Raw genomic sequence first — 18,892 nt, forward strand, 5'->3', positions numbered from 1 at the left:
GCGCACTGCAATCCCGGGTTACAACTGGTGGTATTTGCCTTTATCATCCCATTGATAAACCACATAATCCGACACTTTCAGGTCTCCTTTACCATCCCAGGCTTTCTTGCCCATCACGGTATCGACGCTGTGGTTTTTCAGCCATTCGCTGGCCTTGGCATTATCGGTGCCAGCCGCGTTGTAGGCTGCGGCTATGGCCTGAATCGAGGCATAGGCATAAAGGGTATAACCCTCGGGTTCAAAACCGCTGGCGCGGAATTTCTCGATCACCGTTTTACCTTCCGGGATGGTGCGCGGATCCTGCCCAAAGGTCATCAATACGCCATTGGTAAACTGCGGGCCACCGGCTGCAGTTACCAGCTCTTCGGTCACGATACAATCGCCGGAGAAGAACTTGGCCTGCACGCCCTGCTCGCGCATCTGGCGCACCAGCGGCCCGGCCTCAGGATGGCAACCGCCGAAGTAGACCACATCCGGCTTCAGCGCGCCGATTTTAGTCACCAGCGCATTGAAGTCTTTTTCGCCACGGGATAAGCCTTCATACAGCACCTCTTTGGTTCCACGTTTGGCCAACGCCGCGCGCGTCGCATCGGCTAACCCTTGTCCGTAGGTGTCTTTATCGTGGATGACGGCAATTTTCTTCGCTTTCAGCACGTCCAGCATATAATTGGCGGCGATAACCCCTTGTTGGTCATCACGCCCGCACATGCGGAACAGATCTTTCATACCGCGTTCGGTGATCTGCGGGTTGGTCGAGCCCGGAGTAATGGTCAGGATCCCGGCTTCGTCATACACCTCGGAGGCGGGCATCGTCGATGAAGAACAGAAATGTCCGACCACCGCAGAAACGCCAGCTTCATCGACCAACCGGTTAGCGACCGCTACCGCCTGCTTGGGCTCGCAGGCATCGTCACCCTGCACCAGCACGATTTTTTCACCTTTAATCCCCCCCGCGGCATTAATATCTGCCGCCGCTTGCGACGCCCCCTTCCAGTACTGGGCGCCATAGGTCGCGTTTGGCCCGGTAAAGGGCCCCGCCACGCCAATCTTTACATCCGCCTGTGCATAAAATGCCGCGCTCAAACAACCTGCTATTGCAAAATGCAGAGTCAACTTTTTAAGTGTTAAAGACATTCGGATAGTCCTCAGTGATATCAAACAGACGCCATGAACTGACGCAGTAAAAACCACTAACAGCGTAATGTGCCAATGCTGGAATAAGCCGCAGCGGCTTTGGTGGAAGTAGCAAAAAACCTGCCAGGAAGAGAGGTGAAGCCAGATCGATGACGAACAGTCAGGAAGCGTGACAGCCATCGTTACCACCCCGGCAATGCGCCCATCTTTACAAGTCAGGAGGTCTGTTGCCATCACGTGGCGTGTCGGGAACTTTGGTGTCCGTACCGACAGCAAGCTAAACATATACCCGTCATCGTTCAGGTCGCGTGTGCGTTGGCTGCGCGTAACCCGAACTATTTAGTGTATAGGATGATTTTTTCATCCTTGCGCACTGGACTGGTGCAAAAGTGCGGAGATGATCAAAAGTAGTGAAAATTTTGCTGCATTAATGTGAATTTGATACCGAGGGTCAGCGGAATACTCGGTAATACAGGCAGCTACAACGCATGGTTCGCCGAGGAATGGTAATTTTATGCGATGAGAATGAGGTTACGCTTTGAATCATTAATTAAATTTACGTATTATCCTAAGCCTTGTTCTTTTACCTGCCGTCATCACGGGTTTAACCTCATGGATGAAAATAATGACTTTTAAAACATTAATTATTATCTCAGTTAGCGCGTTATTCATTAATGCCAGCGCCACCGCGGCACAGGGTATTGCCGACCCGTTGCATTATACGCCGCCGGAACCGGCCGACCTTGCCGTTAATCCCCCTTCAGAAACACCTGAATCGAAAACCGAACAATCCGCGTTGGCAATCGTCCCGGACGTCAACGCCTATACCTACTACAACGAAAAGGTTAATCCCGTAACCAACGATATTGACCAGATCGAACAAGGCGGCGTCGTCGAATTCTGATATATCCCGGCGTATGGTGTGCGCCGGAAATAAATGCTGAATACGGAGCATTCATCATGATGAAGGATTATCTGATCGTCGCCTGGATTACCCTTGTGGCCTGCTGGCCGATTACGTTGCCGGTGTTAGCCATCGTCGCCGGAATACTTTTCTATAGCCGTCATCGTATCACTGGCGTAATCGTGTGCGGGTTTTTCGTTCTGGAAGCCGTGGCGGCATGGCAGTTTGAACGCTACATGTAGCCACGGCACTCGATCAGGTCACCGGTCCATGGTTAATGTGGCTTAGCGGCAGATTGACGTCGAAAATCTTGAAAAACATCTCCTCTACGCCAAACTGCTGCAGGCGCGCGGCGTGCTTTTTCGCATACGCCTGCGCAGTCTGTTCATCGGCAAACAGATAAATCCCACCCGCTTCCTGCGCGGACGCGTTCTCTGTCCAAATCTTCCAGATAAAACCGGGTTCGTGGTTAATCGACTCCGCGAGCTCGGCTAACTGGGTAGACATTTCATCGCCAAACGGACCGTTAAAGGCAAAATGCACTTGCAATAGTGTGTTCGACATACTCTCTCCCTGAATGCATTGGGCTAAATGACAGTGCTATCCTACCCGATTCCCGCTTAAGGCCGCAGCCAGATGATGCGATGAGTGTTCGTCCCGGCAATCATGCTTAGGTAAGAAGTTTTCCGTCGCTTTTCCATGGCCTGATTACACTTCAAAGAGCGACCTGCATAACAGGCCACCACGCAATGAGGAAGCCATGGGAAACAAGAAAAAAATCGTTACGCCCGTCGTGAACGCCAAAACGGAACCACTGAGCGAGAAAGAATATGAGCAGGCGCTGCGTAAGCTGCATGTCGAACTGGTGAAGCTGCAACGGTGGGTGGTGTATAAAGGGCTTAAGGTCTGTATCGTGTTCGAAGGTCGCGATGGCGCTGGCAAAGGCGGTACGATTAAGGCGCCATCACCGAACGCGTCAGCCCGCGGGTATTCCGCGTCGTCGCCCTGCCCGCGCCAACCGAGCGTGAAAGAAGCCAGCTTTATTTTCAGCGCTATATTAAGCATCTTCCCGCTGCTGGCGAAATCGTGATTTTTGACCGTAGCTGGTACAACCGCGCCGGTGTGGAACGGGTGATGGGATTTTGTACGCTGGAAGAGGTGCAGAAATTCCTCGAGGGCGCGCCAATGGTGGAGCGCGGGATGGTTGAATCAGGCATTATTCTGCTGAAATACTGGCTGGAGGTGACGCCGCAAGAACAAGAGCGCCGCCTGCGCGATCGTATCGATGACGGTCGCAAAATCTGGAAGCTATCGCCAATGGATATTAAGTCTTTCAACCGCTGGGATGACTATACGGAAGCCCGCGACGCGATGTTTGCCGCCACCGATACCGCCTGGGCGCCGTGGTTTGTCGCCCGCTCGGAAGATAAAAAACGCGTGCGTCTGAATATTATTACGCATCTGCTCTCGCAAATTCCCTATGAGTCTCTGCCAACGGAACACGTGACCTTACCAAAACGCAAAATAGGCAAAGTAAAACCGACTAATTTCCCTTTCCGCTTTATTCCTGAGAAATTTTAATACGTTCCTGGCCTCTGCGCTGAATCCCCTCATCGCAGAGGTGTATTACGGCTATCGTTAGTATTTCATGCTATTGCCTTACGCTGGAATGCGCCTCGCAAAAATAAAACAAAGCCGCTGCTGGCGTTTATTTTTATGTTTGGCGGCGAGATAATCAGGTGACCAACCACATGGAGGCGATGATGAAAGACAATGCGGCGAAGAAAATTCTGGTGAATGAGCATGTTGTAACGGTTAAGCCGTCTTGCCAACAGCAAGACGTTGTTGATACGGAAAGTGGTCAGCAAGAGCGGGGATTCATAAAGGCGATGAATGAATTTACCGCGCGCGCCGGTTTACTGTCGGAAGATCCATTTTTCGAAGGGATTTAGTGACCATGCAATTTGATGTTTATCGTAATCCATCGTCACGGACAAATGAATTACAACCTTATCTTATGGTGATTCAACATGATTACTATGATGATTTATCGTCGAGATTAATTCTGCCACTGAGTTATCATACCCACCTGGCTGGTCACTATCACGCTGCAGCCCCACGAATAAACCTCGAGTTTCAGAAGTTATTTCTCAACACGCCTGGAATAACCAGCGTGGCAAAACAGCGGCTGGATAAAAAATATTTTGTCTGTAATTTACGTAAAGAAAGAACGGCGGTAATTTCAGCTATTGATGCATTAATCACTAACACGTAAACCCGCCCCGAAATCTCCGGGGCGGGGAACCACAACAAGACTTAATTCAGTCCTTCACGACTCTCTTTTTTCGCTTCCAGGCGTTCGACATCGCGATACCAGCGCGGGTGATGTTTCTTCGCCCAACGGCGGCTGACTTTCCCTTCGATCATTCCTTTAATCGACCCTTTCACCCAGAATGCCATATACATATGAATGAGGATCGCGTGGATCAGAATAATCGCTGACGCGGCGTGAATCAGCAGGCTGTAGCGAATCACCTGAATCGGGAAGTACGGCGCGAAATACGGACGCCAGATAATCACCCCGGTCACCAGCAGCACGAAAATCATGCTCATGATGGTCCAGAACATCATCTTCTGCCCGGCGTTGTATTTACCGACGCGCGCAACCTTATGCTCGTTGCCTTTCAGTACCTCAACGATGCCTTTCAGCCAGGGGATATCCTGCTTATCAGGGATGTTGTGGTGCACGAAGCGCACAAACATAAACATCAGCGCGATAAAAATCAGCACGCCGAAGAATGGGTGTAAAATACGCCCCATCTGCGGCGTACCGAACGTCTCCGTCAACCACTGCAGCGTCGGGAAGAAAAATGAAATCCCCGATAACGCCACCAGGAAGAAGCAAATAACGACCGTCCAGTGACAGGCGCGGTCAACAAACTTCGTGCGCACTATCATTTTCGATTTACTCATCATGCTCCTCCTCGTCGTCGTCGTCCACTTCCTTATTCGGTCCGATACCGATGTAGTGATAAATCAACCCGGCAAAGGTCGCGATAAAGCCCGCCGCCGACAGCGGTTTCAGCGCGCCTTTCCACAGATTGATACTGGTATCGATCTGCGGTTCTTTCGGCAGCTTGTGATACAACTCCGGCCGATCGGCATGGTGCAGCACATACATCACGTGCGTCCCGCCAACGCCCTGCGGGTTGTAGATCCCGGCATTGGCATAGCCGCGTTTTTTAAGCTTATCCACCCGCTCCTGCGCCACTTCCAGCATCTCTTTCTTGGTGCCGAAGTGGATAGCGCCGGTAGGACAAGTTTTCACACAGGCTGGCTCCTGACCCACGCTGACCCGATCCACGCACAGAGTGCATTTATATACCCGGTTATCCTCTTTATTGAGGCGCGGAATATTAAACGGACACCCGGCGATGCAGTAGCCGCAACCAATGCAGTTTTCCTGCTGGAAATCGACGATCCCGTTGGCGTACTGAATAATCGCCCCGGCAGACGGACAAGCCTTCAGGCAGCCAGGCTCCTCACAGTGCATGCAGCCATCTTTGCGGATCAACCACTCCAGTTTGCCGTTTTGTTCGGTTTCGCTAAAGCGCATCACCGTCCAGGATTTGGCGCTTAAATCCGCCGGGTTGTCATACACCCCGACGCAATGCCCCACTTCATCACGGATATCGTTCCACTCGGAACAGGCCACCTGGCAGGCTTTACAGCCGACACAGGAAGAGACATCAATAAGCTTGGCGACTTCTGCCTTATAATCCCGCGCACGCGGCGCAGGAGTGATCGGGTTGGTCGCAGAGCGTTTAATAATGTCTTGTGTTTCCATCGCCATTTAATCGCTCCTTACGCTTTCTCGATGTTGACCAGAAACGCCTTATACTCCGGCGTTTGCGAGTTGGAATCGCCGACGTTAGGCGTCAGGGTATTGGCGATATAGCCCTTACGCGCCACGCCTTCAAAGCCCCAGTGCAGCGGGATACCGACGGTTTCCACCTGCTGGCCGTTAACGTTAAGCGTCCGCAGACGACGCGTCACCACGGCGACCGCGCGAATAAAGCCGCGTTGGCTGCTGACTTTCACCCAGTCGCCGTTGGCAATACCTTTGCTCTGCGCCAGACCCTCGCTGATTTCAACAAACTGTTCCGGCTGCGCGATCGCGTTGAGCAGCGCATGCTTGGTCCAGGTGTGGAAATGCTCGGTCAGACGATAAGTGGTGCCGACATACGGGAACTTATCCTTCTTGCCTAACCGGATGGCATCGTCGTCATACAGACGGACCACCGGGCTGGAAACCACATTCGGGTGCAATGGGTTGGTACCCAGCGGCGTTTCCATCGGCTCGTAGTGTTCCGGGAATGGACCTTCCGCCAGCTTATCCAACGCAAACAGGCGGCCAAGCCCCTCTTGCTGCATGATAAACGGCCCGGTTTTGCTCCCCGGCGGCGCGGTGTTGAAGTCCGGAATATCGTTACCGACCCACTTGCTGCCGTTCCACTGGATCAGCATCCGTTTCGCATCCCACGGCTTACCGTTGATATCCGCCGAGGCGCGGTTATAGAGGACACGGCGATTCAGCGGCCAGGCCCAGGCCCATCCCAGCGTATTGCCAAGCCCCGATGGGTCGGCATTATCGCGGTTAGCCATCTGGTTGCCCTGCTCAGTCCAGCTACCGGTGTAGATCCAGCAAGACGAGGCGGTACTACCGTCATCGCGCAGCAGGGCAAAGCTGTTCAGCAACTGGCCTTTTTTCGCCAGCAGAACCCCGTCCCGATCGTAGAGATCCGCCAGCGCGTAGCCGTTGTTCTCTTTCGCCACTTCTTCAGACTCAGGATGATCCGGCTGTTTGTAGTTCCAGCCCATTTTCAGCAGCGGTTCAACGCCTTTACCACCTTCGTTGCGATACATCTCACGCAGACGGTGATAAATCCCGGCCAGAATCTCGCCGTCGTTACGCGCTTCACCCGGTGCATCCTGGCCTTTCCAGTGCCACTGCAGCCAGCGGCCGGAGTTAGCAATAGAGCCGTCTTCTTCGGCAAAACAGGTAGACGGCAGGCGAAACACTTCAGTCTGAATCGTTGATGGGTCAACGTCATTAGACTCTCCGTGGTTCTGCCAGAAGGTCGAGGTTTCGGTCACTAACGGATCGATAACTACCATGTACTTCAGCTTGCTTAAGCTGCGTACTACCTTATTTTTGTCCGGGAACGACGCAACCGGGTTAAAGCCCTGGCAGATGTAGCCGGTGACTTTGCCGTTATCCATCATGTTGAAGTATTTGATAACGTCGTAGGCCTGATCCCATTTCGGCAGCCAGTTGAAGCCCCAGTCATTCTCTTTCGTCGCCGCATCGCCGTAGAACGACTTCATCAGACTGACGAAGAATTTCGGATAGTTGCTCCAGTAGTTTACCTGCTCGGCCAGCGTCGCTTTCGGCGTATTGGCGCTGAGATAGCTTTGCAGATCGGTCTGCTTGTCCGATGGCAGCGTCAGGTAACCGGTCAGGCTGGTCGACAGCAGACCTAAGTCAGTTAACCCCTGAATGTTGGAGTGGCCACGCAGCGCGTTGACGCCGCCGCCCGCCATCCCCATGTTGCCAAGCAGCAGCTGAATCATCGCCATGGTGCGAATGTTCTGCGCCCCGACGGTATGCTGCGTCCAGCCCAGCGCATACAGGAAGGTCGTAGTTCTGTCTGCGGCGCTGGTCGAGGCCAACACGTCACAGACTTTCAGGAAGTCCGCTTTCGGCGTACCGCAAATGTTTTCGACGACATCCGGCGTATAGCGGGCAACGTGCTGTTTCAGCAGGTTCCACACGCAGCGCGGATGGCTTAGCGTCTCATCGCGTTTGGCATAGCCGTTTTCATCGAACTGATAGTTCCAGGACGATTTGTCGTACTGCCGTTTTTGCGCATCGTAGCCGCTGAACAGCCCATCTTCGAAGGCAAAATCATCCCGCACCAGCAGGCTGGCGTTGGTGTAATGCTTTACGTACTCGGCATTGATTTTGTTATTTTCGATCAGGTACAGCAGCACGCCCGACAGGAAGGTAATGTCGGTGCCGGAACGAATCGGCGCATAGATATCGGCCACCGACGCCGTACGCGTAAAGCGCGGGTCGACGACAATAAGCGTGGCGTCGTTGTTGTTTTTCGCTTCCATCGCCCAGCGGAATCCGACCGGGTGGGCTTCAGCGGCGTTACCGCCCATCACCATCACGACGTTGGCGTTTTTAATATCAACCCAGTGGTTGGTCATCGCACCGCGACCAAATGTTGGAGCAAGACTTGCTACCGTTGGTCCGTGTCAGACGCGCGCCTGGTTGTCTACCGCCAGCATCCCCAGCGAACGCACGAATTTCTGCGTCAGCATGCCGGTCTCATTACTCGCTGCGGAGGCGCACAACATCCCGGTGGACAGCCAGCGGTTAACCGTGACGCCCTGCTCGTTCTTTTCAATAAAGTTGGCGTCGCGGTCGGCCTTCATCAGCGTGGCGATGCGGCTAAACGCCTCATCCCAGGAAATGCGCTGCCATTTATCGGAACCCGGCGCGCGGTATTGCGGATAACGCAGACGGTTTTCGCTGTGGACATAGTCCAGCAAACCGGCCCCTTTCGGGCATAGCGCGCCGCGGCTCACCGGATGATCCGGATCCCCTTCAATATGGTAAATCGCTTCTTTCGCGTTTTTCGCGCCGTCGCCCAGGCTATACATTAATAGCCCGCAGCCCACGGAACAGTAAGTGCAGGTGTTGCGGATCTCTTTTGCGCGCAGCAATTTAAAATTGCGTGCCTGAGCCAGCGCCATTTTGGGGGCAAAGCCCAGTGCAGCAGCTGTTGTTCCGGCCATACCGCCTGCGCAGATTTTAAAAAACTTTCTGCGGCTGACGTCCATTGATTCCTCCATGCAGGATGTTTGTTCATCGCGCGGAGGAAACTAACAGCAATGCCCCTGTTTTTTTTGCGTCAAATCAAGGTCGAAAACGCTCGCCCCCTTAATAGTCAGCGCTGGCGGGTTTTACTAATCCTTAAGGGTTAACGCAGGCGGAAAAGATCGACCATCGGCGGGTAAAAGGTGTTATAAATTCCGGCTGCGTTTGGCTAACTATCAGGTTTAACATGGAAAAAAAGAGAGCGACGTCGGTAGGCTTCGCCGCCATTATCTTATGGAGCACAATGGTCGGTTTGATCCGCGGCGTCAGCGAAGGATTAGGGCCGGTCGGCGGCGCAGCGATGATCTATAGCCTCAGCGGCCTGCTGCTGATTTTTACCGTCGGCTTTCCCCACCTGCGCCAGATCCCGCGCCGCTATCTGCTGGCCGGCAGCGTCCTGTTCGTCAGCTATGAAATCTGCCTCGCGCTATCGCTGGGCTTTGCCGCCACCCGTCAGCAGGCGATTGAAGTCGGCATGGTCAATTATCTGTGGCCCAGCCTGACGATTTTGTTCGCCATTCTGTTTAACGGCCAGAAAAGCAGCTGGCTGGTGATCCCCGGATTATTGCTGGCGTTGTTCGGCGTAACCTGGGTGCTCGGCGGCGAACACGGGCTAAATCTCGATGAAATTATCAATAACGTGGTGTCCAGTCCGCTGAGTTATATTCTGGCGTTTATCGGCGCCTTTATCTGGGCAGCCTATTGCACGGTGACCGCGAAGTATGCCAAAGGCAAAAATGGAATCACCCTTTTCGTCCTATTAACGGCACTCACCCTGTGGTTGAAATTTCTCGCCAGCGACCAGCCGCCGATGCTGTTTAGCTGGCCGGTGGCGATTAAGCTGGTCACGGTTTCCGTGGCGCTGGGGCTGGCCTACGCGGCGTGGAACGTCGGGATCCTGCACGGTAATGTCAGTTTGCTGGCGGCGGCCTCTTACTTCACGCCAGTGCTCTCTTCCGCTCTGGCCGCGATACTGCTTAGCGCCGCCCTGTCGTGGTCGTTCTGGCAGGGCGCCGGAATGGTATGTCTCGGCTCCCTGCTCTGCTGGTATGCGACTCGCCGTTAGCCGAGATCGCCGCCCGCTACCGGCAGCGTCACGCCGGTGATATAGCTGGCCTCATCGCTGGCGAGAAACAGAATCGCATTCGCCTGTTCCGCCAGCGTACCGTACCGATGCAATAGACTGCTCTCCACCGTCTGATCGACGACCTGTTGATACCACGCTTTCTCCTGCTCGGTGGGCTGCTCGTCGTTGCGTGGCGTCAGGCGCGGCGGCGCTTCGGTACCGCCCGGCGCGACTGCATTAATACGAATGCCGCTGTTGCTGTACTCCATGGCAATCGAGCGGGTCAGCGCGTTAACGCCGCCTTTCGCAGCCGAGTAAGGCACCCGATTCACCCCTGCCGTGGCCACCGAGGAGATATTCACGATGCTGCCTTTCCCCTGTTTGAGCATCCACGGCAGCACCGCGCGGCAACCCCATAACGTAGGAAACAGCGAGCGGCGGATCTCTTTCTCGATTTGATCCGCTTGATACTCGGCGAAGGGTCGCGCCCAAATGGTGCCGCCAACGTTATTAATCAGTACATCGATGCGGCCAAAGTGCGCAACCCCGGTGGCAAACACCTGTTCGGCGCTCTCCCACTGTTCGAGGTCCGCTTCCAGCGCCAGCACCTGACTCGCGAATGGCGCCAGCGCCGCCGCCAGTTCGTGTACATACGTCGAACGGTCAATTAACAACAGAGCCGCGCCTTCGCGCGCTGCCTGTTCCGCCGTCTGGCGGCCAATCCCCTGCGCCGCGCCGGTGATGGCGACGACTTTATCGCTAAAACGCATCATGCCTCCTTATGCCGCCGCGCTCTGGCTGGCGATAAATTTCTCGTACCAAAAACCTGCCGGTGAAATACCTTTTTCACGTAGCGCCGTCGACACCGCGTTCACCATCGGCGGCGGCCCGCAGAGATAAATATCAACATCGCCGTTGTTCAGCATCGCGTCATCAAGATGTTCGGTCACAAAACCGCGCTGCGGGCAGGCGCTATGTTCATCCGCCACCACCGGCAACCAGCGATAGCCCGTCAGATGCTGATTAAACGCGTCCAGCGCCTCGGTTTTCACCAGATCGCAGTCGCGAGTGACGCCGTACAATAAGGTCACCGGGCGCTGGCTACCCTGCGTCTGTAGGGTCTGTAGCATTGACAACAGCGGCGCCAGACCGGTGCCCCCCGCCAGCATCAACAGCGGACGTTCGCCGCTGCGCAGATAGAAACTGCCCATCGGGCCGCTGAGAGTCAGGCGGTCTCCCGGCCGCGCTTGCTGGGTCAACCACTGGCTCATCATACCGCCAGGCACGTTACGGATCAGAAAACGCCCTTCAAGAGAACCCGACGGTGAACTGAACGAATAGGCGCGGACATGCGCCGTACCCGGCACCTGAATATTGATGTACTGCCCCGGCAGGAAAGCCAGCGGTTCATCCAGCGCGACGACCAACTCAATGGCGGTATCCGACAGCAAATCCACCTGCCGCACCTCCGCCTCAACGCTCGCCAGCGCGGTTTTACACTGGGCGGCGGCCACCGGCACATCGATAACGCAATCGCTGGTCGGCACCATCTGGCAGGTCAACACCTGACGGGCCTGCGCCTCATCATCGCTTAACGCCTCTTCGAGGTAGTCTTCGCCCATACCATATTCACCGCTGGCGCAGTGGCATTTGCAGGTTCCGCAGACGCCGTCCGAGCAATCCATTGGCAAATTCACCTTCTGCCGGTAGGCGGCATCCAGCACTTTCTCTCCGGCATTGCACTGAATAAAACGGGTCATGCCGTCTTCAAAATTGAGAGCAATCGTAAAGGTCATAAGCGCCTCTTAAATATGGTAAACGTCGATCACCTGACGGATATAATCGTTATTCAGACACACGGTTTTGCGGATGATCTGCGGTCTGCCGTCCTGCTCAATCAATGTGCAACAAGTGGTGCCGAAATAGGCATCCGTGTGCTGATAGCGATGGCTCCAGGTAACCCAGTTGTAGCGCACGGCCAGGCCCTCATCGTTTTCGCCCATTAGTTCAACATTGCTAATCATGTGAGTGGTGCGCGGCTCTGGCGTACTGGCGCCGGAACGCTCGGTCTTAATGCGATAAACGCGATCTTCCAGCCCCTCGCGGTTGGGGTAATAGATAAGCGAAATCTCTTTTTGCGGATCGCGTGTAAGCCGGTCATCGTCCCCCCATGCTGGCATCCAGTAGACCACCTGCGGGCTATAACAACTCAACCATTCATCCCACTGGCGGTCGTCCAGCAAGCGGGCTTCGTAGTAAAGAAATTGACGAACCTGTTCGAGGTTTAACATCAGGCCACCTCCACACGCTGAGTAATCGACTGGTCATAACGCTGCTGCTCCTGCTCCAGCGCCGCCAGCATCACCGTTTGCCAGTGGTGGTGGTGAGCGATATACAGCGCTTCATCTTCGGATTTCACCCCGCTTAAACGCGGCGTAAAGCCAGCATGCCGGGCGTGTTCATCCGCGCCGTCGACCCAGTGCAACGCGCCGCGGCTCAGATCGCTCCACGCCAGGTTTTCGCCGAGATAGCCGCGCTGGCAAGCGCTGAACTCTTCGAGGTCATCCGGCGTCCCCATGCCGCTGACGTTAAAGAAATCTTCGTACTGACGGATGCGCAACGCTCGCGCCTCGTCCGATTCCCCTTTCGGCGCAAAGCACCAGATAGTGACTTCGGTTTTATCGACCGCGATCGGGCGGATCACGCGGATCTGGGTGGAAAATTGATCCATCAGGTAGACGTTAGGGTAAATGCACAAATTGCGGGTTTCGTTCACCATCTGGTCAGCGCGCCGTTCGCCAAACTCTGCCTGCAGGCGCTCACGATGGGCATACACCGGACGAACTTCCGGGTTCAGCGCCCGGGTCCACAGCAGCATGTGGCCATTATCGAATCCGTAGCCGCCACCGATGCTTTTTGACCAACCGTTAGCGTCAACCGCGTGCGTCCCTTCCGCTTCATAATTACGCCGCGACATGGTCGATGCGTAGTTCCAGTGCACGACACTGACGTGATAACCATCGGCGCCGTTCTCTGCACCCAGCTTCCAGTTACCCTCGTAAACGTAGCTGGACGAGCCTTTGAGCACTTCCAGCCCTTCTGCCGCCTGGTCGACGATAAGGTCGATAATCTTGCCGGTTTCGCCGAGATAGTCTTCCAGCGGCTGCACATCCGCGCTGAGGCTACCGAATAAGAAACCGCGGTATGACTGAAAACGTGGCAGCTTTTGCAGATCGTGGGAACCTTCATGTTTAAAGGTTTCAGGATAACCGCCGGTGCTTTCATCTTTGGCTTTTAATAATTTACCGTTATTGCTGAACGTCCAACCGTGGAACGGACAGGTAAATGAATTTTTATTCCCCGTTTTCCGGCGGCATAGCATCGCGCCGCGGTGGGCGCAGCTATTAATTAACGCATGCAGCTCATTCTTTTTATCGCGGGTAATAATGACCGGCTGCCGCCCTAACGTCAGGGTATAATAATCCCCCACCTCGGGGATCTGGCTTTCATGAGCGAGAAAAACCCAATTACCTTCGAATATATGCTTCATTTCAAAATCAAATAACTGCGGGTCGGTAAAAATAGAACGATGGCAGCGGTAAATATGATTTTCACGGTCAACAATTAACGCATTGTTGATTTTATCTTTGAGCGCTGAAAGCGTTTTTTGCATGAGTCAGCTCCTCCTGCAGAATTCAGGATGAAATAAATCGGGTAATTTAATTCACAAGCGAGTGCAGAGTGTGCCCCAGGCCAGGCGCCCGGGGCCGGTAACGCAGATTATTCTTTGGCGCGTAAACGGGCGCCGCGGTGCTCTTCGTCGGCGTTCAGCGCTTTACACAGGGTAAAATCGAAGCACACTTCGGTATGCTCGCCGTCCAGTTCACGCTGCGCAATGGTCTCGCGGTCGCTCACTTTTACCGGGTCGGCAATCAAACCGTCGCGGGTGGCAAACGCAAAATCATCCCACAGGTATTGATCGCCGCTGAGGTTAATCTGACTGGTCAGATGCTTGTGGCCTGGGGCGGAAACGAAGAAGTGAATATGCGCCGGGCGATTGCCGTGACGGCCTAACTGATCCAGCAGTTTCTGCGTCGGACCATCTGGCGGGCAGCCATAGCCGGACGGCATGATGCTGCGCACGCTGTAGCGGCCATCGGCGCCGGTGCGAATACGGCGGCGCAGGTTATAGTCGCTCTGGCTCTGATCGAAGAACGAGTAATTGCCCAGGGTATTGGCGTGCCAGATATCAACAATGGCGTTCGCCACCGGCTGGCCCTGATTGTCTTTCACCTGGCCATGCAGCCACATCACTTCCCCGGCATCGGTACCGTCATCCATACGGGCGTGGCCATCGGCCAGCGGCGCATTGGCCACATACAGCGGCCCTTCAATAGTGCGCGGGGTGCCGGTTTCGCGCTGCGCCGCCGCATCGAGGGCGTCCTGACGCAGATCGAGGAAGTGTTCAAGACCAAGTCCTGCCGCCAACAGCGCCGCTTCCTGACGCCCGCCGAGTTCGTGCAGATAATTCACCGCATGCCAGAACTCTTCTTCTGTGACGTTATAGTCGTCGATCAGCGTGCAAATATTCTCCAGCAGACGGTGGACGATGGCTTTAAAACGTTCATTACCGCCAGGGACGTTTAAACCCGCGCCTTCACGTAATAATTTCTGCACGGCTTCTTGTTGTACGAAAGCATTACTCATAATTATTCTCTCTTATCGTTGTAGGATATTTGCCGGGTTATCCCGGCAAGAGGTCAGGCGTTATTATTATTATTAGCTATCGTCTTCACGAATAGACGAGGGATGACGGCAAAGCGCCTCTACGCGAATATCCATAAAAGGATACAGCGGTAATCCCATTAAAATCTGATGCAATTCTTCGGCATCTTTGACATCGAAAATACTCACATTGGCGTAAAGCCCCGCGACGCGCCAAATATGTCGCCATTTGCCTTCACGCTGCAATTGTTGCGAATAGGCTTTTTCGCGTTTTTTAATTTCATCCGCTTCGGCGGCAGGAAAACCGAGGGGAATATTGACGGTCATATCAACTTTAAATAGCATTATTTTCTCCTGTTATGCTTTACGGGTATAGAAGCGCAGTTTGTCTTCATCCAATTCCACACCAAGGCCCGGCGTTTGCGGCAACACCACCTGGCCGTTGGCAAAGCTGAGCGGCACGCTGACAATATCGTCTTTCAGCAGCAGCGGGCCGAACATCTCGGTCCCCCACTGCAGCGGCAGCGTTGACCACGCGTGTAGCGACGCGACGGTACCGACGGTGCCTTCCAGCATGGTGCCGCCATACAGGCCAACCCCAGCCGCCTGCGCGACGCGGGCCAGCGCCAGCACGCTATTCGGTCCCCCGGCCTTGGCTATCTTCAGCGCATAAGCGCCAGTGAAGCCCTGCTGCGCCAACTGATAGCCATCACCGGCGGTCGCCACCGCTTCATCGGCGAGGATCGCCGTTTCAATCTGCTGGCTCAGGCGCACCAGCGCGGCGTTGTCCTGCGCGCTGACCGGCTGTTCGATCAAATCAACGCCCATCGCCGCCAGTTCGCGGCAGCCTTTCGCACCGGTAGCGGCATCCCAGGCCTGATTGACGTCAACGCGAATACTGGCACGATCGCCTAATGCTTCGACAATGGCGCGGGTATGACGCAGATCGGTGGCTAATTCGCGAGCGCCGATTTTCAGCTTGAAGGCCTGATGGCGACGTTCGGCCAACAGTTTCTCCCCTTCGGCGATATCTTTATCGGTATCGCCGCTCGCCAGCGTCCACAGCACCGGCAGCGACGTTTGCAGCGCGCCGCCGAGCAGCGCCGACACCGGCAGACCTAAGGCTTTGCCCTGGGCATCAAGTAGCGCGGTTTCAATCGCCGATTTCGCAAAGGTGTTGCCTTTAATGGCGTGGTTCATGCGGGCGGTCAGCGCATTCAGGTTATCGGCTGGCTGCCCTTTCAGCAGCGGCGTCAGGTAGTGAGTCAACGCTGAAGAAATCGCTTCCGGGCTTTCCACGCCGTAGCTCAGTCCGCCAATGGTGGTGGCCTCGCCGATGCCGCAAATACCATCGGAGCGGGTAATACGCACAATAACCAGCGTCTGGCAGCCCATAGTGGTCATCGACAATTTATGTGGCCGGATGGTCGGCACATCCACGATCCAGCTCTCAACGCGTTCTACGGTCGCAGTCATTTTTTGTTCCTGGTGAGATGTATAACTTTTCGTACCCACATTTATAACGGGGATGCCTATGCCTTTGACAATAGGGTCCAGCTAAGCGGATGGTCAACGGCGATAATCGAAATGTTGTGCGATTATCGGCACGCTTGTTAAATTGCGGTTAATAATGTGATCAAGGTGGTAAAACAGGCACAATTCGTCACGACCCATTTTGCGCGCGGTATAGTGATGCCCCGTGAGCTTTGAATTGCAACGGAGAGGGATGCAGCAATGAGCGACAATACCCCTACCACCCTGAGCGCCAGGCAGGCCGAGCACGATCCCAACTTTATGCTATCGCTGGCCCGCGGGCTGGAGGTGCTTAACGCCTTCACCCCGCAACGGCAACGACTGACCATCTCACAACTCAGTCAGAAAACGCAGATTTCCCGCGCCGCGGTGCGCCGCTGCCTGTACACCCTGGCGGCGTTAGGCATGGTGCACAGCCCGGACGGCCGCAGCTATGAACTGTTGCCGCGCGTACTGGCGGTCGGCCACGCCTATCTGGCGGGGACGCCGCTGGCGAAAGTTGCGCAATCGGCGCTGGATAATCTCGGCAAGGCGTTGGGGGAAAGCTGTTCCGCCGCCACGCTTGATGGCGACAACGTGTTATATATCGCCCGCGCGGCGGTCAACAATTTACTGAGCGTCGATTTAGGTCGCGGCAGTCGCCTGCCGGCGTGGACCACCTCGATGGGCCGCGTATTGCTCAGCGCGCTGCCGGAAGAACAGCTTGAAGTGACATTGTCACGAGCAAATCTTATACGCTATACCCCGCACACCCTCTGCGATCTCGCCGCATTGCGCGCGGAAATCGCCAAAGTGAGGATGCAGGGTTATGCGCTGGCCGACCGGCAAATTGAAGTGGGACTATGTTCGCTGGCGGTACCGCTGCTGTCGCGTGGCGGTCAGGTGGTGGCGGCGCTCAACGTTGGCGTACCCGCCTCTTCGATGAGCGCAGCGGCGCTGAAGGAGAAAGCCCTCGCCCCGCTGCGTCGCGCAGCGATGGAACTTTCTCTGCAGCTGTAGGATTTACTGCGGCGTTGGCGTATTCGCCAGTCCGCGCCAGATGCCAACGGCCAGTAATAACAGCAGTACCCCAGCCGTCGCCAACGAGATGCTGTGGGCGCTGATAAAGGCTGTTTTCGCCGCCGCGATCAATGAATCAGCAGGGATCGCCGGCAGCGATTGCGCCACCTTCATGGCTTCGCCGATGGACGACGACGCCTGTACCGCCGCTTCGCCGCCAATCCCGGCAGGTAACGCAATCGCATGACTGTAGCTACGGGTCAGAATCAGGCCGAACAGTGCAATACCGAGTCCCGCGCCCAGTTCATAGGCCATCGTCTCAATGGCCCCCGCCGCCGAGGCTTTCTCTTTTGGCGCTGCCGCCATAATCGCGGATGTCGAAGCCAGCAACGCGCTGGCGGCGCTAAAGCCGAGCAATATCATCAACCCCCATGCCTGCCACTGCTGCGTGCTGAAGTCGGTCATTGACAGGCCGAGGAAACTGAATGCGCTGAGCAGCATCCCGCCGGTCGCCACCTGGCGCAGCCCCAGTTTCGAAACCAACATCCCGGCAATCGGCCCACTGAAGCCGCTGGCGACCATCACCGGCAGCATAAACAATCCGGCCTCAAACGGCGTTTTTTGATGGACGAACTGTAGCTCTTGCGCCATCAGCAGCTCAAAGCCGACCAGCGTAATCAGCGCGGTCATCGCCATCATCACCCCGCTTAAAATAATACGATGGGTGAAAAGACGCATATCCACCATCGGCGTCGGCATCGACAGCTGTTTGCGGATAAACCAGGTCAGCATCGCCGCCCCGCTGATAGCCACCAGCGCGGTCAGCCATAGCGCCAACTGGCCTTTTAACGCCGATTTCGCACTGAATACCAGCATCAGGATCGCCGCAATCAGGATCAGCGCCTGCAGCAGATTCAGCGGCTGCTCGCGACGTGCAGGCTGGCGCGGCACCACTCGGGCATTGATAGCGACCACCAGCAGCACAATCGGCACATTGATCAGAAACACCGAGCCCCAGTAGAAATGCTCAAGCAACAGGCCGCCGACCAACGGCCCAAACGCCGCGCCGCCGGATCCGACCGCCGCCCACAACCCCAGCGCCATATTGCGCTGGCTGGCTTGCGCGAAGGTACCGCGGATCCCGGCGAGCGTCGCCGGGACGATCATCGCCGCCCCCACCGCCAGCAACGCGCGGGAGAGAATCAGCGTCATCGCCGTTGGCGACAGCGCGGCGCACAGCGAAGCGGCGCCAAAAATAGAACTGCCGAGCAGTAATAAACGTTTGAAGCCGATTTTATCGCCTAATGCCCCCATCGGCAGAACCATACCGGCCATCACCAACGAGTAGATATCAATAATCCACAGCAGCTCATTGCCGCTGGTGCCCAGCGCCACGCTTAGCGTCGGCGCAGCAACATGCAGCACCGTCGCATCAATTGCCACCGGGATATAAACCAACAAAATCGCCATCAGCGTTAACCATTGCCGAGACATACCGCTTTTCCTCGATTTTTTAAATTGGACACACGTCCAGAATTGCGATCCTGCCGGATTGTTGAACGACTGTCCAACTTTTTGTTAC

At 55.4% G+C, this 18,892-nt stretch carries 19 protein-coding genes and 1 pseudogene; 7 read left to right on the forward strand and 13 right to left on the reverse strand.

Going from position 1 to position 18,892, the window contains the following annotated elements:
- Positions 1 to 18: 18 nt before the first annotated feature.
- Positions 19 to 1,134, reverse strand: coding sequence for a branched-chain amino acid ABC transporter substrate-binding protein (locus tag PYR66_12265; protein WEF26131.1), 1,116 nt, complete (start codon positions 1,132 to 1,134; stop codon positions 19 to 21).
- A 625-nt stretch (positions 1,135 to 1,759) separates the two neighbouring features.
- Between PYR66_12265 and PYR66_12270 the strand changes: the two genes are divergently transcribed.
- Together PYR66_12270 and PYR66_12275 are read left to right on the forward strand one after the other, a co-directional pair.
- A complete protein-coding gene (locus PYR66_12270; protein ID WEF26132.1) occupies positions 1,760 to 2,038 on the forward strand; it encodes a hypothetical protein in 279 nt (92 codons plus the stop codon).
- A gap of 56 nt (positions 2,039 to 2,094) precedes the next feature.
- Positions 2,095 to 2,280 (forward strand): hypothetical protein, encoded by a 186-nt coding sequence (locus PYR66_12275; GenBank protein WEF26133.1) that lies wholly within the window; start codon positions 2,095 to 2,097, stop codon positions 2,278 to 2,280.
- 13 nt (positions 2,281 to 2,293) lie between these two features.
- Here the strand turns inward: PYR66_12275 and PYR66_12280 are convergent, their stop codons facing one another.
- On the reverse strand, positions 2,294 to 2,602 hold the full coding sequence (locus PYR66_12280) for a monooxygenase (GenBank protein ID WEF26134.1): 309 nt from the start codon (positions 2,600 to 2,602) through the stop codon (positions 2,294 to 2,296).
- Positions 2,603 to 2,798: 196 nt separating this feature from the next.
- Between PYR66_12280 and ppk2 the strand changes: the two are divergent.
- The 3 genes and pseudogenes from ppk2 (at position 2,799) to PYR66_12295 (ending at position 4,313) form a co-directional block, all read left to right on the forward strand.
- Positions 2,799 to 3,619: pseudogene (gene ppk2 / locus PYR66_12285) on the forward strand (polyphosphate kinase 2).
- Positions 3,620 to 3,789: 170 nt separating this feature from the next.
- The gene (locus tag PYR66_12290; protein ID WEF26135.1) at positions 3,790 to 3,990 is read left to right on the forward strand and encodes a hypothetical protein; all 201 of its coding nucleotides are present in this window, start codon (positions 3,790 to 3,792) and stop codon (positions 3,988 to 3,990) included.
- Between the two features lie 5 nt (positions 3,991 to 3,995).
- On the forward strand, positions 3,996 to 4,313 hold the full coding sequence (locus PYR66_12295) for a CcdB family protein (GenBank protein WEF26136.1): 318 nt from the start codon (positions 3,996 to 3,998) through the stop codon (positions 4,311 to 4,313).
- A 41-nt stretch (positions 4,314 to 4,354) separates the two neighbouring features.
- Here the strand turns inward: PYR66_12295 and fdnI are convergent, their stop codons facing one another.
- The 3 genes from fdnI to fdnG are packed head-to-tail and all read right to left on the reverse strand — an operon-like array spanning position 4,355 to position 8,950.
- The gene (fdnI, locus tag PYR66_12300) at positions 4,355 to 5,011 is read right to left on the reverse strand and encodes a formate dehydrogenase-N subunit gamma (protein WEF30437.1); all 657 of its coding nucleotides are present in this window, start codon (positions 5,009 to 5,011) and stop codon (positions 4,355 to 4,357) included.
- A complete protein-coding gene (fdxH, locus tag PYR66_12305) occupies positions 5,004 to 5,891 on the reverse strand; it encodes a formate dehydrogenase subunit beta (GenBank protein ID WEF26137.1) in 888 nt (295 codons plus the stop codon). The genes fdnI and fdxH overlap by 8 nt, the downstream gene beginning before the upstream one ends.
- Positions 5,892 to 5,902: 11 nt before the next feature.
- A complete protein-coding gene (gene fdnG, locus PYR66_12310; GenBank protein WEF26138.1) occupies positions 5,903 to 8,950 on the reverse strand; it encodes a formate dehydrogenase-N subunit alpha in 3,048 nt (1,015 codons plus the stop codon).
- A 224-nt stretch (positions 8,951 to 9,174) separates the two neighbouring features.
- Here fdnG and yddG point away from each other — a divergent pair, with 224 nt between their 5' ends.
- The gene (gene yddG, locus PYR66_12315; GenBank protein ID WEF26139.1) at positions 9,175 to 10,053 is read left to right on the forward strand and encodes an aromatic amino acid DMT transporter YddG; all 879 of its coding nucleotides are present in this window, start codon (positions 9,175 to 9,177) and stop codon (positions 10,051 to 10,053) included.
- Here yddG and PYR66_12320 read toward each other — a convergent pair.
- From PYR66_12320 to PYR66_12350, 7 genes are all read right to left on the reverse strand, one after another.
- Positions 10,050 to 10,823: a 1,6-dihydroxycyclohexa-2,4-diene-1-carboxylate dehydrogenase gene (locus tag PYR66_12320; protein WEF30438.1), complete on the reverse strand. Its 774-nt coding sequence runs from the start codon at positions 10,821 to 10,823 to the stop codon at positions 10,050 to 10,052. The two genes, yddG and PYR66_12320, sit on opposite strands and share 4 nt — an antisense overlap.
- Before the next feature lie 9 nt (positions 10,824 to 10,832).
- Complete coding sequence (gene benC / locus PYR66_12325; protein ID WEF26140.1) at positions 10,833 to 11,849, reverse strand: benzoate 1,2-dioxygenase electron transfer component BenC; 1,017 nt, start codon at positions 11,847 to 11,849, stop codon at positions 10,833 to 10,835.
- A gap of 9 nt (positions 11,850 to 11,858) precedes the next feature.
- Entirely contained in the window at positions 11,859 to 12,344 is a 486-nt protein-coding gene (gene benB / locus PYR66_12330) for a benzoate 1,2-dioxygenase small subunit (protein ID WEF26141.1), read from the reverse strand.
- On the reverse strand, positions 12,344 to 13,726 hold the full coding sequence (locus PYR66_12335; GenBank protein WEF26142.1) for a Rieske 2Fe-2S domain-containing protein: 1,383 nt from the start codon (positions 13,724 to 13,726) through the stop codon (positions 12,344 to 12,346). The genes benB and PYR66_12335 overlap by 1 nt, the downstream gene beginning before the upstream one ends.
- A 107-nt stretch (positions 13,727 to 13,833) precedes the next feature.
- Positions 13,834 to 14,760: a catechol 1,2-dioxygenase gene (catA, locus tag PYR66_12340; protein WEF26143.1), complete on the reverse strand. Its 927-nt coding sequence runs from the start codon at positions 14,758 to 14,760 to the stop codon at positions 13,834 to 13,836.
- A gap of 72 nt (positions 14,761 to 14,832) precedes the next feature.
- On the reverse strand, positions 14,833 to 15,123 hold the full coding sequence (gene catC, locus PYR66_12345) for a muconolactone Delta-isomerase (GenBank protein ID WEF26144.1): 291 nt from the start codon (positions 15,121 to 15,123) through the stop codon (positions 14,833 to 14,835).
- A gap of 12 nt (positions 15,124 to 15,135) precedes the next feature.
- On the reverse strand, positions 15,136 to 16,299 hold the full coding sequence (locus PYR66_12350; GenBank protein ID WEF30439.1) for a muconate cycloisomerase family protein: 1,164 nt from the start codon (positions 16,297 to 16,299) through the stop codon (positions 15,136 to 15,138).
- Between the two features lie 213 nt (positions 16,300 to 16,512).
- Here PYR66_12350 and PYR66_12355 point away from each other — a divergent pair, with 213 nt between their 5' ends.
- The gene (locus PYR66_12355; GenBank protein ID WEF26145.1) at positions 16,513 to 17,310 is read left to right on the forward strand and encodes an IclR family transcriptional regulator C-terminal domain-containing protein; all 798 of its coding nucleotides are present in this window, start codon (positions 16,513 to 16,515) and stop codon (positions 17,308 to 17,310) included.
- Between the two features lie 3 nt (positions 17,311 to 17,313).
- On the opposite strand, the gene PYR66_12360 is transcribed toward PYR66_12355, so the two are convergent.
- Positions 17,314 to 18,804: an MFS transporter gene (locus tag PYR66_12360; GenBank protein ID WEF26146.1), complete on the reverse strand. Its 1,491-nt coding sequence runs from the start codon at positions 18,802 to 18,804 to the stop codon at positions 17,314 to 17,316.
- Positions 18,805 to 18,892 lie beyond the last annotated feature (88 nt).

Origin of the sequence: Klebsiella aerogenes, assembly GCA_029027985.1 — a bacterium.
Lineage (GTDB): Bacteria > Pseudomonadota > Gammaproteobacteria > Enterobacterales > Enterobacteriaceae > Klebsiella > Klebsiella aerogenes_A.

Excerpts from the sequence above, each read along its gene's own strand:
- PYR66_12275 (WEF26133.1), top strand. The coding sequence starts at position 2,095 with ATGATGAAGGATTATCTGATCGTCGCCTGGATTACCCTTGTGGCCTGC.
- benC (WEF26140.1), bottom strand. The coding sequence starts at position 11,849 with ATGACCTTTACGATTGCTCTCAATTTTGAAGACGGCATGACCCGTTTT.
- catC (WEF26144.1), bottom strand. The coding sequence starts at position 15,123 with ATGCTATTTAAAGTTGATATGACCGTCAATATTCCCCTCGGTTTTCCT.
- yddG (WEF26139.1), top strand. The coding sequence starts at position 9,175 with ATGGAAAAAAAGAGAGCGACGTCGGTAGGCTTCGCCGCCATTATCTTA.
- PYR66_12320 (WEF30438.1), bottom strand. The coding sequence starts at position 10,823 with ATGCGTTTTAGCGATAAAGTCGTCGCCATCACCGGCGCGGCGCAGGGG.
- fdnI (WEF30437.1), bottom strand. The coding sequence starts at position 5,011 with ATGAGTAAATCGAAAATGATAGTGCGCACGAAGTTTGTTGACCGCGCC.
- PYR66_12270 (WEF26132.1), top strand. The coding sequence starts at position 1,760 with ATGACTTTTAAAACATTAATTATTATCTCAGTTAGCGCGTTATTCATT.
- PYR66_12355 (WEF26145.1), top strand. The coding sequence starts at position 16,513 with ATGAGCGACAATACCCCTACCACCCTGAGCGCCAGGCAGGCCGAGCAC.
- PYR66_12360 (WEF26146.1), bottom strand. The coding sequence starts at position 18,804 with ATGTCTCGGCAATGGTTAACGCTGATGGCGATTTTGTTGGTTTATATC.
- PYR66_12335 (WEF26142.1), bottom strand. The coding sequence starts at position 13,726 with ATGCAAAAAACGCTTTCAGCGCTCAAAGATAAAATCAACAATGCGTTA.
- PYR66_12295 (WEF26136.1), top strand. The coding sequence starts at position 3,996 with ATGCAATTTGATGTTTATCGTAATCCATCGTCACGGACAAATGAATTA.
- fdxH (WEF26137.1), bottom strand. The coding sequence starts at position 5,891 with ATGGCGATGGAAACACAAGACATTATTAAACGCTCTGCGACCAACCCG.
- PYR66_12280 (WEF26134.1), bottom strand. The coding sequence starts at position 2,602 with ATGTCGAACACACTATTGCAAGTGCATTTTGCCTTTAACGGTCCGTTT.
- catA (WEF26143.1), bottom strand. The coding sequence starts at position 14,760 with ATGAGTAATGCTTTCGTACAACAAGAAGCCGTGCAGAAATTATTACGT.
- benB (WEF26141.1), bottom strand. The coding sequence starts at position 12,344 with ATGTTAAACCTCGAACAGGTTCGTCAATTTCTTTACTACGAAGCCCGC.
- PYR66_12290 (WEF26135.1), top strand. The coding sequence starts at position 3,790 with ATGGAGGCGATGATGAAAGACAATGCGGCGAAGAAAATTCTGGTGAAT.
- PYR66_12265 (WEF26131.1), bottom strand. The coding sequence starts at position 1,134 with ATGTCTTTAACACTTAAAAAGTTGACTCTGCATTTTGCAATAGCAGGT.